9 protein-coding genes are annotated in these 12,933 nt (G+C 73.3%); 4 read left to right on the forward strand and 5 right to left on the reverse strand.

All coding sequences use genetic code 11. From position 1 onward, the window contains the following. Positions 1-107: 107 nt before the first annotated feature. The 4 genes from BLU82_RS14460 to BLU82_RS14475 are packed head-to-tail and all read left to right on the forward strand — an operon-like array spanning position 108 to position 4,351. Positions 108-809 (forward strand): response regulator transcription factor, encoded by a 702-nt coding sequence (locus tag BLU82_RS14460; RefSeq protein WP_092621532.1) that lies wholly within the window; start codon positions 108-110, stop codon positions 807-809. Next, a complete protein-coding gene (locus tag BLU82_RS14465; RefSeq protein WP_092621535.1) occupies positions 806-2,002 on the forward strand; it encodes a sensor histidine kinase KdpD in 1,197 nt (398 codons plus the stop codon). The genes BLU82_RS14460 and BLU82_RS14465 overlap by 4 nt, the downstream gene beginning before the upstream one ends. A 53-nt stretch (positions 2,003-2,055) precedes the next feature. After that, on the forward strand, positions 2,056-3,300 hold the full coding sequence (locus tag BLU82_RS14470; RefSeq protein WP_157740953.1) for a hypothetical protein: 1,245 nt from the start codon (positions 2,056-2,058) through the stop codon (positions 3,298-3,300). A gap of 16 nt (positions 3,301-3,316) precedes the next feature. Next, complete coding sequence (locus tag BLU82_RS14475; RefSeq protein WP_092621541.1) at positions 3,317-4,351, forward strand: NAD(P)-dependent oxidoreductase; 1,035 nt, start codon at positions 3,317-3,319, stop codon at positions 4,349-4,351. Positions 4,352-4,402: 51 nt separating this feature from the next. Here the strand turns inward: BLU82_RS14475 and BLU82_RS14480 are convergent, their stop codons facing one another. The 5 genes from BLU82_RS14480 to BLU82_RS14500 all read right to left on the reverse strand — a co-directional run bounded on the left by BLU82_RS14480 (position 4,403) and on the right by BLU82_RS14500 (position 12,910). Further along, complete coding sequence (locus tag BLU82_RS14480; protein WP_092621544.1) at positions 4,403-5,650, reverse strand: MFS transporter; 1,248 nt, start codon at positions 5,648-5,650, stop codon at positions 4,403-4,405. 152 nt (positions 5,651-5,802) lie between these two features. Next, entirely contained in the window at positions 5,803-6,579 is a 777-nt protein-coding gene (locus tag BLU82_RS14485) for a precorrin-6A/cobalt-precorrin-6A reductase (RefSeq protein WP_157740955.1), read from the reverse strand. Positions 6,580-6,672: 93 nt separating this feature from the next. Beyond that, positions 6,673-8,346, reverse strand: a complete 1,674-nt coding sequence (locus tag BLU82_RS14490; RefSeq protein ID WP_092621550.1) for a DUF885 family protein — start codon at positions 8,344-8,346, stop codon at positions 6,673-6,675. A gap of 5 nt (positions 8,347-8,351) precedes the next feature. Further along, positions 8,352-10,622 carry a DPP IV N-terminal domain-containing protein gene (locus BLU82_RS14495; protein WP_157740957.1) on the reverse strand — a complete coding sequence of 757 codons (2,271 nt, stop codon included), beginning with the start codon at positions 10,620-10,622 and terminating at the stop codon, positions 8,352-8,354. A gap of 20 nt (positions 10,623-10,642) precedes the next feature. Continuing rightward, entirely contained in the window at positions 10,643-12,910 is a 2,268-nt protein-coding gene (locus tag BLU82_RS14500) for a DPP IV N-terminal domain-containing protein (RefSeq protein ID WP_172885614.1), read from the reverse strand. Positions 12,911-12,933 lie beyond the last annotated feature (23 nt).

Genomic DNA, 12,933 nt, shown 5'->3' on the forward strand with positions numbered 1-12,933 from the left:
ACCGTAGGGTCGGCCGGCCGTCATGATTCTTACAAGCCGCGAAACTCTGCCACCGTACCCGCCCGACCTGGGGCGAAGCGGTCGCAGGCGGTGGCATGGTGGACCCCATGGATCCCGGACCGGCCCAGCGCGTGCTGGTGGTGGACGACGACCCGGCGCTGTCCGAGGTGGTCGGGCGGTACCTGCGCCGCGACGGCTTCGAGGTCGACTACGCCGCCGACGGCACGGCCGGTCTGGCGAAGGCGCTGGAGACCCTGCCCGATCTCATCGTGCTCGATCTGATGCTGCCCGGCCTCGACGGCCTCGAGCTCTGCCGGCGGCTGCGCCGCGTCGCGCCCATCCCGGTGGTCATGCTGACCGCGCTCGGCGAGGAGAACGACCGCATCGCCGGCCTGGAGATCGGCGCCGACGACTACGTCACCAAGCCGTTCTCGCCCCGCGAGCTGTCCGCCAGGGTCAAGGCGGTGCTGCGCCGAGCGGCCGCCGGCAGCGTCACACCCTCGGCCGCGCCCCGGCGGCTGACTGGAGCCGGCTGCGAGGTCGACCTGGTCGCGCACCAGGTGCGGCGCGACGGGCAGCTGGTGGCCCTCACGACGAAGGAGTTCGATCTGCTCGTGCACTTCATGACGCATCCGGGCCGCGCCTACCGGCGCGAGGAACTGCTCGAGGCCGTGTGGGGCTGGCGCTTCGGCGACACCTCGACGGTGACAGTGCACCTGCGGCGGCTGCGGGAGAAGATCGAGGACGACGCGTCCGCGCCGCGGCACCTGCTCACCGTCCGCGGTGTCGGCTACCGGTTCGAGCCATGACCCGGCAGGCCACGACCGTCTCGGTGCTGGCGACCGGCCTCGTCGTGGCCGGCGTAATCGCGGTCTCCGCCGGCATCCCCGCCCGCGACCTGGCGATCCTGGTGGCGGTGACGGCGCTCGGCTCCGGCGTGGCGTTCGTCGCCGGAGCCACGGTCCTGCGCCGCTTCCGCGGCCGGCCGGTACGCGCCCAAGTGCTCGTCGTCGCGGTGTCGGCGCTGCTCATGACGGTGGCCGGGGTGGTGGCCGCGGCGCTGGCGATGTTCATCTCGACGCACGACCTCGTGGCGCTGTTCATCGTGGTCGCGGCGGCGACGGCCATGGCGGTGGGCGCGGCGCTGCAGCTCGGCGACGACATCGGCGCCGGGACGAGGCAGGTCGGGCATCTGGCCCGCACGATGGTCGACGGCGGCGACGGTCCGGCGGCGGTCACCGGGCCCGGCGAGCTGGCGACGCTCGCGGCCGAGCTCGCCGACGTGTCCACCCGGCTGGACGAGTCCCGCCGCCGCGAGCGGGCGCTGGAGGCGTCGCGGCGTGAGCTGATCGCCTGGGTGTCACACGACCTGCGCAGCCCGCTCGCCACCATTCGCGCGATGGCCGAGGCGCTCGACGACGAGGTGGCCGACGACGCCGCCACCGTCCATCGCTATCACCGGCAGATCCGCGGCGACGCCGAGCGGCTCACCGTCCTGGTCGACGACCTGTTCGAGCTGTCGCGGATCAACAGCGGCGCCGTGCGGCTCGGGCCGGAGCTGGTGTCGATCGGCGACGCCGTCGCCGAGTCGCTGGCCGGCGCGGCCTCGCACGCCTCCGTCAGGAGCGTGCGGCTGGTCGAGGAGCTCGACGAGCTGCCCGTCACCGAGGTGTCGGCCCGCGAGTTCACACGTGCCCTGAACAATCTGCTCGACAACGCCATCCGGCACACCCCCGCCGGCGGCCGGGTCGTGGTGCGCTCCGGCCGCGACGACGGTGGCGCCGTGCTGCAGGTCATCGACGAGTGCGGCGGCATCCCCGAGCCCGACCTGGACCGGGTGTTCGACGTCGCCTTCCGCGGCGACACCGCCCGCGGCCGCGACGCCGGCGGCGGCGGTCTCGGGCTGGCCATCGCCCGCGGCCTGGTCGAGGCGCACGCCGGCTCCGTCGAGGTCGCCAACCACGACCGCGGCTGCCGGTTCACCATCCGGCTGCCGGCGTGAGGGTCCGGGCCGTCCCGTTCGCCCCCTCACACGGTCCGGCTCCCGGTGTGAGCGTGCGAGCGACCCCATTCGCGCTGGCCGGATGGGTGCTGCTGCTGGCCGTCGCGTGGGCCTGGGGCCTGACGCTGCCGGCCGGCGACCTGCACCTGGGTGCGATGCCGCTGTACGGGCGCTGGGACCTCGTCCCGGCCTGGCGGCTGGCGGCGCCGGTCGCCGTCGGCGCGGCCGCGGTGCTGGTGCTGCCCGCACTCGCGGCGCGGTGGCCCTGGCGGCGGCTGCTGGCCGCGTTCGCGGTGACGGCGGTGGCGTGGTCGCTTGCGCTGGCCGCCGCCGATGGCTCGGACGGGTTCGCCGACATCGGGCAGGCGTACGGACGGCACGCCGGCCTGGTCGACGAGCGCGGCGGCCCGGCGGCGTTCCTGCGCACCTACGTCGAGCACCAGGACGCCGTCCCCGTGCACCTGCAGGCGCACCCGCCGGGGCTGGTGCTGACGCTGTGGGCGTCGGCCCGGCTCGGGCCGGCCGGCGCCGGGTGGGAGTCCGCGCTGGCCATGGTCGGCGTGGCCGCGGCGGCGGTGGCGGTCCTGGTGATCGCGCGCGACGTGGTGTCGCAGCGGTTCGCCCGGGCGGCCGCGCCGTTCGTCGTGCTGGCGCCGGCCGCGGTCTGGCACACCAACGCGGACGTGGTCTTCGGCGGGCTGGCGCTGACCGGTGTGGCGCTGGTCGTGCTCGCGACCGGCCGGTCCGGGCCGGCCCGCTGGGCGGCGGCCGGCGGCGCGGTGTTCGGGCTGGCCCTGCTGTTCGCCTACGGGGTCGCGCTGCTCGCACTGCCGATCGCGGCGGTCGCGCTGTGGCGGCGCCGACCCGCGGTGCTGGCCGCGGCGGCCGGGGCGGGGGCCGTCGTGGTGGCGCTGCCGCTGCTCTGGGGGTTCTGGTGGCTCGATGGGCTGGCCGCCACCCGGGTCCAGTACCACGCGGGCGTCGGCGCCGACCGGCCGTACGCGTACTTCCTGCTGGCCAACCTGGCCGTGTTCGCGCTGGCGACCGGCCCGGCGACGGCCGCCGGGCTGGCCCGGCTGCGCGACCGGCGAGCCTGGCTGGTGGTCGGGTCGGGGCTGGCAGCGGTGCTGGTCGCGGACCTGTCCGGGCTGTCGTCGGCGGAGACCGAGCGGATCTGGCAGCCGTTCATGCCGCTCGTCCTGCTGGCCGGCGCCGCGCTGGCGCCGTCGCGGCGGTGGTTGATCGTGCAGGTCGCCGTCGCCGTCGTCCTGCAGGGCGCGCTGCGCTCACCGTGGTGAGGTCGGAGGGAGACGGATGAAGGTGCTGGTCACCGGCGGCGCCGGGTTCATCGGCGGGCACGTCGTCGAGCAGCTGTGCGCGGCCGGCGCGGACGTCGTCGTGCTCGACTCGCTGGTCGCGCACGCCGCACCCCCGGACCTGCCGGACGGCGTCGACCTGCGGGTCGCCGACCTGCGCGACCCCGACGCCGTCGCGCTGGCGGTGCACGACGTCGACGCCGTCTGTCACCAGGCCGCCCGGGTCGGGCTGGGGGTCGACCTCGGCGACATCGCCGACTACGTCTGCGACAACGACCTCGGCACGGCCGTGCTCCTGCGGGCCCTGTGGCGGCGCCGGTTCGCCGGGCGCCTCGTCGTCGCGTCGTCGATGGTCGTCTACGGCGAGGGCCGGTACCGCTGCGCCACGCACGGCGGCGTCGCGCCCGGCCCGCGCTCCGTCGCCGAGCTCGGCGCCGGCCGGTTCGAGCCGCCCTGCCCGCGCTGCGGCGCCCCGCTGTCCTGGGAGCACGTCGACGAGGACGCGCCACCCGATCCGCGCAACGTCTACGCCGCGACGAAGCTGCACACCGAGCACCTGGCCTTCGCGTACGGCCGCGAGACCGGCGCCGCCGTCTGCGCACTGCGCTACCACAACGTGTACGGGCCGCGCATGCCCCGCGACACCCCGTACGCCGGCGTCGCCAGCCTCTTCCGCAGCTCGCTGGCGCGCGGTGCCGCACCCCGCGTCTTCGAGGACGGCGGCCAGCTGCGCGACTTCGTCCACGTCCGGGACGTCGCCCGCGCCAACGTCCGGGCCCTCGGCTCCGCGTGGAGCGGCGCGCTGAACGTCGCGAGCGGCGAGCCGCACACCATCCTCGACATGGCCACCGCCCTATGTTTCGCGTTCGGTCCCGGCGCACCGCGCCCGGTCGTCACCGGCGAGTACCGCCTCGGCGACGTCCGCCACGTCGTCGCCTCCCCCGCCCGCGCGGCCGAGGTCCTCGGGTTCCGGGCCGAAGTCCCCTTCGCGCCCGGCATCGCCGAGTTCGCCCACGCCCCGCTGCGCGGATGACCGGCCGCCCCGGCTCACGACGTCCGGCTGCGTCACACCCCGGCTCTCCACTCACGGTGGGCTGATGTCGTCGGCGTCGTCGAGGTCCTCTGGGTTGGGCAGACCGGCCAGGAAGCGGAACGACGCGAGCGTGACCAGCGCCGCGGCACCGCCCGCGATCAGGAACGGGGCCCGCAGGTCGATCCGGCCCAGAACCCCGCCCAGCAACGACCCCAGCGGCATGGTGCCCCACAGCAGCGTGCGCCAGGTGCCGTGGACCCGGCCCAGCAGGCGGCTCGGGATCGCGGCCTGGCGCAGCGACATGACCAGGATGTTCCACATCGTCGTGCCGCCGGCGGAGACGAGATAGCCGAACGCGACCACGCCGAGCACCGGGACCGCACCCATCAGGACCAGCGCCAGCAGCGACACAGTCTGCGCGACCGCCATCACCGGCCCGGCCCGGTACCGCTCCTTCAGCCGGTTGGCCAGCGCGGCGGCACCGAGCGAGCCGACGGCGCCGGCCAGGATGAACGCGCCGTACCACGCCTCCGGCAACCCGAGCCGGTTCAGCACATAGAGCACCAGCGTCGCCGTGGCGGCCGAGAAGAACAGGCCGACCACCACACTGATCATCCACAGTTTCCGCAGCATCGGGTGGCCCATGAGATAGCGGAATCCGACGGCGAACTGCCGATACCAGACGACGTGCGGCTCACCCGGGTCGCCGCGGTGCGTACCGGCCGCCGCGACCGGGAGGAAGACCGCCAGGACGCCGGCGACCGCGTACGTCAGGGCGTTGATGCCGAGCGGCACTACCACCGACACCGCGAACAGCGCCGAGGTCAGCGGGCCGGACAGGAACCGCTCGACGACGATCTCACCGGCCTCGACCCGCGAGTTCGCCCGCGGCAGGTCCGGCTTGGCGACGATCGAGGGCAGCACCGCCCGCAACGCTCCGTCGTAGACCGTCTCGAACACCCCGTAGACGAACACGACGACGTAGAGCCACCAGATCGTCAGCGCGTCCGTGGCGAACAGCACGAGCAGCAGAACCGCGAGGAGCGTCCGCGCGCCGTTGGCGAAGGTCATCGCGCGTCGCCGGTCGACGCGGTCCAGCACGATGCCGGCCGGGATCGCGAACAGCAGCCACGGCAGCATCGCGACCGCCGCGATACCGGAGACGAGCAGCGGGTCGCCGGTCAGCCGCGCCGCCAGCAGAGGCGCCGCGACCTTCGCGATGCCGTCGCCCAGACTCGAGCTGACGTTCGCCGCCACGACGTTGCTCAACGCCCGCCCCAGCGGCTGCCGCTCACCCACCGCAGCAGCCTACGGCCCGGACCGCACCCACTCCGGCGCCGCTCTGCTGACAGCAGACGGGCGGCCGGAGCGGGTGGGGCGAGAGGACCGCGTCCCCGGAGGAGGGCGGTGGTGCCGGTGAGGTTCGGCGGACAGACTGCCGAGGTCAGGACTCAGCGACCACGGTGAGCCGAGTGCCGTCGTACGTCGCTGAGCCAGGCCAGAGCGGACAACGCGTCCGTCACCACGGGCTCCGACGGCCCGTTGCGCCGCTGGTCGCTCGCCGGCTCCGGTCGCCGGACCATGACCACCTCGATGCCGAGCTGGTCGGCGGCCTCCAGGAAGCTCCGCACACCGGTGTCACCGGAGTCGGCCGCGACCAGCAGCCGCACGTTCCCGGCGGCCAGCACGGAGATCGCCCCTCGAAGCCCGTATCGAGTGGCGTCCGGCTCGCGCACCCAGCCCGGAATCCGAGGGTCCATGGAGGTGCGTCTGCGGTGGCTGAGGGCCGATCGCCCGCCCAGGTCGCCCAGCCGCTCCGCGAGCCGCAGCGGTTCCAGCGCGAGCATGACGTCGCCCGGGTATCTCGACGCCTCGCGCTCGGCGGCATCGAACGAGGCGACCCAGTTCCACCGCTCAGATCCCGCGACGCCGTCGAACGGCGGTGGCACCGCCCGGAGAAGTGGTAGCCCGGCAACCTCGCAGGCAGCCGTCACCGCGGCGGACACGTCCGCTGCATAGGGGTCGGCAGCGTTGATCACGACGTCGACGGCATGGCTCCGGAACATCGTCACCAACGCGGCCGGCTCGGGGTGACTTTCGTACACGATCCCGTCGTCACGACCAGGCCCGTCCTCGGTCACCAGCCGGACGTAGTCGGGGTCGCCGTGTTCGAACGCCATCACCAGGTCGGTGACCAACGTGGTCGATCCGATGATCAGAGTCGCCATGCCCAACTCCCGGCCCAGCGGTCGACAGCCCGTCGTTGAACACATCAGGCTAGCACGACAATTGACCTAACTATCGCACCACATGACGGTCGATCAGCTGCCCGGGCGAGACGCCTGATCGCCGATCCAGCGGTGGACCTCGGTGGACAGGACGGCCAGCGGGACGGCGCCGTTGCCCAGGACCGCGTCGTGAAAGGCGCGGATGTCGAAGCGGCCGCCGAGGCGCTCGCGGGCGGACCGGCGCAGCGCGTCGATCTCCAGCCGGCCGGTCATGTAGGCCAGTGCCTGGCCGGGCCAGGCGATGTACCGGTCCACCTCGTTGACGACGTTCGGCGGCGAGACGGCGCTGTTGGCGAGCATGAAGTCGATCGCCTGCTGCCGCGTCCAGCCGTGGTGGTGCAGGCCGGTGTCGACGACCAGGCGGCAGGCCCGCCACGCATCGCACGACAGCATGCCGAAGCGGAAGAGGTCGTCCGAGTACAGCCCCATCTCGTCGGCCAGCCGCTCGGCGTAGAGGCCCCACCCCTCGCCGAAGGCGGCGATGTAGAGGTAGCGGCGGAACGCCGGCAGCCGGGTGAGTTCCTGGGCGGCGGCGAACTGCAGGTGGTGGCCGGGCACGCCCTCGTGGAACGACAGCGTCTCGTACTCGAACCGGGTTCGGGTCCGCGGCTGGTACGTGTTGACGTTGTACTGGCCTGGCCGCCCCTCGGCCGGCGGCATGTACTCCCCGATCACCGCCGCGGGCGCGACCACCGCGTTCATCGGCTCGACCACACAGTCCGCCGACGGGACACGGCCGAACCAGTCCGGCAGCGCCGCCTCGGCCCGGGCCACCGCCGCCCGCGCATCGGCGACGATGTCCTCGGCCGACGTGTAGCGCAGGGCCGGGTCGTTTCGCAGCTTGTCGACGATCGCGTCGAAGTCGCTGCTGCCGAACACCTTCTCCCCCAGCTCGGAGAACTCCTCGCGCAGCTGCGCGCACAGGTCCAGCCCGAGGCGGTGCAGCTCATCCGGCGTCCGCGACGTCGTGGTGTGTGCCGCGACGGCGCGCGCGTACATCTCGCCGCCGTCCGGCAGATGCAGCAGCCCGCTGCGCGCGTCCGGGCGGGCCGCCGCCAGCACCGGGCCCGACAGCGTCTCCAGCAGCGCCGCGAACGCCGGGCGGATGCTGTCGGTGACGAGGGCGCGGACGTCGTCCTCGACGCCGGTGCCCGCGGCGGGCGCCACCATCAGGTCGGCGTCGGCGGGCGTGGCGAGGTAGGCGCGCACGCGCTCGATCGTCTGCTCGACGCCGCGGCGGGTGGGGACGCGCCCTGACGCCACACCGGCCGACGCGCGCACGGTGATGCCGTCGACATACCCCCGGATGCCCGTCATCCGGCTCAGGTAGTCGCGTTCGCTCCGCGGGGTGGGCAGGCTGGTGTACGCCAGGGTGGCCAGGACGCCCGCCACGGGTCCGGCATGCCCGGAGACGGTGAACTCGAGGTGCCGGTCGACCAGCGGAGCCGCCTCCGAGCGGGCCGAGTGGATCAGCACGTCCCGCGTCACACGGTCGTCGCCGACGAGCCCGTCGGCGGGGATCGCCTCGGCTCGCGCCGCCAGGTCCAGCAGCCGCTCGCCGGCGGCCAGCTCGGCCGCCTCGCCGAGGTCGGGGACCCGGTCGTCGTACCCGGGGACGCCGAAGACGGAGGCGGTGAACGGGTTGGCGGAGCTGGTGATCTCCAGGTAGTCGTCGGCGAGGCGCGCGATCGAGCCGAGTTCCGTCATGACGTTCAGCCTCCGTACGAAGCGAGCAGCTCGGGGTCGGCGGGGATGTCGGCGATCCGGTACGTGGGCGGCGCCGCGCCCATCAGGTGCTGGACGAAGAAGTCCCAGCGGCGCCGCAGCCAGTACGCGGTGCCGATCATCAGGCGGTGGTCGGCGTTGGGGACGATCAGCAGGTCGAAGTCCTTGTTCGCCTTGATCAGGGCGTCGACCAGCCGCATCGTGCCGTGCGGCGTGGCGTTGTCGTCCATCTCGCCGTGCACCAGCAGCAGCTTGCCGGCCAGCTGCCCGGCATGGGTCTCGTTGGCCTGGCCGGCGAAGTCGAAGTCGTCCTCGAGGCCGAAGAACTTCTCGCCCCACCAGGCGTGGTTGAGCCGGTTGTCGTGGTTCCCGGCCGAGGACACCGCGACCTGGTAGAACTCCGGCGCCCGGAGCATGCACCTGGTCGAGGCGTAGCCGCCGGCCGAGTGCCCGAAGATGCCCACCCGGTCCAGGTCCATCCACGGACGGGTCCGGGCGAGTTGCTGGATCGCCGCGACGTGGTCGTGGACGTAGCCGTCGTCGCCGAGCCGCGCGGCGTCCTGGAACGCCTGGCCGCGCAGCGCGGACCCTCGGCCGTCGACCGCCACGACGACGAAGCCGAGCGCGGCGAAGCCCGCGGCGTTGCGCTCTCCCGTCAGGACGCCGCCGGACAACGGGAAGCGCAGCGGCGCCGTGGAGATCTGCGGACCGGGGTAGATCTCCTCGACCACGGGGTACCTGGCCGACGGGTCGAAGTCGTGTGGACGGTAGATCGCGCAATAGAGGTCGGTGACGCCGTCGGCCGCCTTCACCACCGCCCGCTCCGGCGGCGTCCAGCCGGCCGCGTAGAGGGCGGACGCGTCTGCCCGCTCCAGCTCCAGCACGACGGCGCCGGAGCGGTCGCGCAGCACCGACACGGTCTCCACGTCGTACCGCGAGGCGTTGTCGACGAAGAACCGTCCCGACGGCGACGCGGCGCAATCGTGGTCGAGGCCGTCGGACGTGACCGCGGTGATCTCGCCGCCGTCGAGCGACACCGAGTACAGCTCCTGCAGGTACGGGTCCGAGTCCGGCTCGCGCCCGGCGCCGGTGAACACGACCCGGCGGGCGTCCTCGTCGATCGACACGACGTGGCGCACCGACCAGTCACCGGAGGTCAGGGTCGTGACGGAGCCGTCGCGGCCGTACCGGTAGAGGTGGCCGTACCCGCTGCGCTGCGACCACCACAGCACCTCACCCGTGGACAGGACCCGGATGTTGGTGTCCTGCTGCTGCGGGCCGTACAGAAGGTGCGACGTGCTGGTCTCCTCGACGAGGACGGTGACCGCACCGGTCCCGGGGTCGAGCTCGTGCAGGCGGACGGTGTGGTCGCCACGGTCGCTGGAGAGGAAGTAGACGGTCGCGCCGTCGGCGCTCCACCACAGCTGGTCGTAGGCGATGGCGGGGACGAGCGGGGCCAGGATCGGCTCGCACCTCGCCGGCGTCACGGCGCCCGTCGCGGCCTCGAACACGATGAACCGAGTCGTGGGGACGTTCTCGTCGCCCACGACGGCGTAGCGATAGGCCAGCGGCTGCGGCCGCCCGCCGCCCGGCGGGGCGGAGCGCAGCAGGTGCATGAGCCCGACGCAGCGCTGGTCGAGCCGGTGCGTGACGAACCGGGTGGAGTCCGGCGACCAGACCACCAGCGGAGGCATGGTGAAGCCGAGGTTCTGCTGCATCACCAGGGCGGCGCTGGAGTCGGTCATCGTCGCGTAGTCGTACGCCTCGACGCCGTCGGTGGTGAGCCGCCGCACGTCGTCCGTGGCGGTGTCGCGCAGATAGAGGTCGTGGTCGCGTATCCCCACGGCCCAGCGCCCGTCCGGCGACGGCGTCTCGGCCGGATGGGCCGGTCCGAGGACGGTCGCCGCGTACGTGTCGAGGGCGACCTCGATCCGCCGCTCCCCGACGACCACGCGCACCACGCCGTCGTGCAGCAGATCCATGGAGAAGAACGGCAGGGCGGCCGGGTCGAACTCCTCGCCCAGGACGTCGCCGAGCGCGCGGGCCAGCCGCTCGTGGTCGAACGCCGGCCGCGTCGTCCCCGCCTCGGCGTCGACGACCACGAACCGCACGCCCGTGGCCGTCCTGGTCCGGTACCAGAACGTCTCGGTGCCGTCGATCCAGTTCGGCGTCACCCGCGGGGTGTGGACCAGCTCCTTCAGGTGGTGCGGCAGCAGGGCCTCGGCCCTCGCGTAGCGGGCGGCGAGCTCGGTGGTCATGGCGTCCTCCCCGGGCGCGGTCACCGGTAGACCTCGATCGGGACGTCCCCGACGCGGTACGGCGGCGGCGTCGCGCCCATCAGGTGCCGCACGAAGTAGTCCCACCGGCGGCGCAGGAAGTACGCCCGGTTCACCATCATGTGGTGGTCGGCGTTGGGGACGATGAGCAGGTCGAAGTCCTTGTTGGCCTCGATGAGCGCGTCGACCAGGCGCATCGTGCCGTGCGGCGTGGCGTTGTCGTCCATCTCGCCGTGCACCAGCAGCAGCCGGCCCGCGAGGTTGCCGGCCAGCGACGCGTTGGCCTGCGCGGCGAAGTCGAAGTCGCCGGTCAGTCCGAAGTACTTCTCGCCCCACCAGGAGTGGTTGATCCGGTTGTCGTGGTTGCCGCCCGCCGACACGGCGACCTTGTAGAACTCCGGCGCCTGCAGCAGCGCCCGGGCCGACGCGTAGCCGCCGGCCGAGTACCCGTAGATCCCGACCCGGTCCAGGTCCATCCACGGACGCGTCCGCGCGAGCTGCTCGATCGCGGTGACGTGGTCGTCGACGAACGCGGCGCCGGCGTCGACCCGGGCCTGGTCCTGGAAGGCCCGGGAGCGCATGGCGCTGCCCCGCCCGTCCGTGATCACCACGACGAACCCGAGTGCGGCGAAGGTCTCCGGGACGTTGAACGCCATCGACGCGCCGACGTTCGGGCCGCCGGACAGCGGGAACCGCAACGGCGCACACGACATCTGCGGCCCCGGGTAGACGCAGTCGAGGACCGGGTAGCTCGCGGCCGGGTCGAAGTCGTGCGGCTGGTAAACGGCACAGTAGACGTCGGTCTCGCCGTCGGCGGCCTTCACCACCGCACGTTCCGGCGCGATCCAGCCGGTCGCGGCGAGCGCCGAGGCGTCGGCCCGCTCCAGTTCCAGCACGACGTCGCCGGATCGGTCGCGCAGCACCGACACCGCCGGGACGTCCCAGCGCGCGGCGACGTCGACGAGGAACCGGCCGGACGGCGACGGCCGCGGGTCGTGGTCGAGACCGTCGGCGGTGATGGCCGTGATCTCGCCGCCGTCCAGCGACACCGAGTACAGCTCCCGCAGGTACGGGTCCGACCCCGGCTCGCGCCCGGCGCCGGTGAACACGACCCGGCGGGCCTCCTCGTCGACGGTGACGACGTCGCGCACCAGCCAGTCGCCGCCGGTGACGGCGCGGACCGAGCCGCCCGCGCCGTACAGGTAGAGGTGCCCCCAGCCGGAGCGCTGCGACCACCACAGCACTTCGCCGGTCGAGAGCGTGCGGACGTTGCGGTCCATCTGCTGCGGGCCGTAGAGGATCTGCGAGCTGCTGCTCTCCTCGACCAGGACGCTCACCTCGCCGGTGTCCGGGTCGAGCTGAGAGAGGGCGACGTTGTGATCGCCGCGGTCGTTGGCGAGCCAGTGGACGGCGGATCCGTCCTCGCTCCACCACACCCAGCCGTAGGCGATCGCCGGGACGAACGGCATGAAGATCGGCTCGCACTTGGCCTGGACCGACGCGCCGGTGGCCGCGTCGAAGACGAAGAACTCCGCGGTCGGGAGGTCCTCGTCGCCGGCGAGCCCATAGCGGTACGACAGCAGCCGCGGGCGGCCGCCGTCGAACGGCGCCGACCGGACGAGGTGCATGAAGTCGAGGCCGCGCTGGTCCAGCCGGTGGGTGACGAACCGGGTGGAGTCCGGCGACCACACCACCTGCGGCGGCGGGGTGAGATCGAGGTTCTCCTGCATGACCAGGCCCGCGACCTGATCGTTCGTCCCGCCGTAGGCATGACCGTCGACGCCGTCGGTGGTGAGGCGGCGCTCCGTGTGCGCGACGGTGTCGCGCAGGTACAGGTCGTGGTCGCGCCGGAACACCGCCCAGCGCCCGTCCGGCGACGGCGCCTCGCCCGTCCGGACCGGGCCGACGACGCTCGCCTGGTTGCCGTCGAGGGAGATCTCGATCAGCTGTTCCCCGACGGCCACCCGCACCGCGCCGTCGCGCGGCTCGATCGACGCGAACGGCAGCGCCTTCGGCCTCACCTCCTGCCCCAGCACGGCGCCGAGCGCGGCGGCCACGCGTGCGTGGTCGAACACCGGCCGGCGGCTCCCGGTCTCCGCGTCGACGAGGACGAACTCGGCCTCGTCGCCCGTGACGTTGCGGTACCAGAACGTCTCGGTGCCCGGGACCCAACCCGGCTGCACCTGCGGCGACGTGATGAGCCGCCGGAGGTGGTGCGGCAGCAGTGCCTCGGCCCTCGCGTAGCGGGCGGCGAGATCGGTCGTCGTCACAGCTCTCCTCGGGAAGCGGTCGG

Source organism: Jiangella sp. DSM 45060 (assembly GCF_900105175.1).
Lineage (GTDB): Bacteria > Actinomycetota > Actinomycetes > Jiangellales > Jiangellaceae > Jiangella.

Excerpts from the sequence above, each read along its gene's own strand:
- BLU82_RS14460 (WP_092621532.1), top strand. The coding sequence starts at position 108 with ATGGATCCCGGACCGGCCCAGCGCGTGCTGGTGGTGGACGACGACCCG.
- BLU82_RS14485 (WP_157740955.1), bottom strand. The coding sequence starts at position 6,579 with ATGGCGACTCTGATCATCGGATCGACCACGTTGGTCACCGACCTGGTG.
- BLU82_RS14475 (WP_092621541.1), top strand. The coding sequence starts at position 3,317 with ATGAAGGTGCTGGTCACCGGCGGCGCCGGGTTCATCGGCGGGCACGTC.
- BLU82_RS14490 (WP_092621550.1), bottom strand. The coding sequence starts at position 8,346 with ATGACGGAACTCGGCTCGATCGCGCGCCTCGCCGACGACTACCTGGAG.
- BLU82_RS14495 (WP_157740957.1), bottom strand. The coding sequence starts at position 10,622 with ATGACCACCGAGCTCGCCGCCCGCTACGCGAGGGCCGAGGCCCTGCTG.
- BLU82_RS14465 (WP_092621535.1), top strand. The coding sequence starts at position 806 with ATGACCCGGCAGGCCACGACCGTCTCGGTGCTGGCGACCGGCCTCGTC.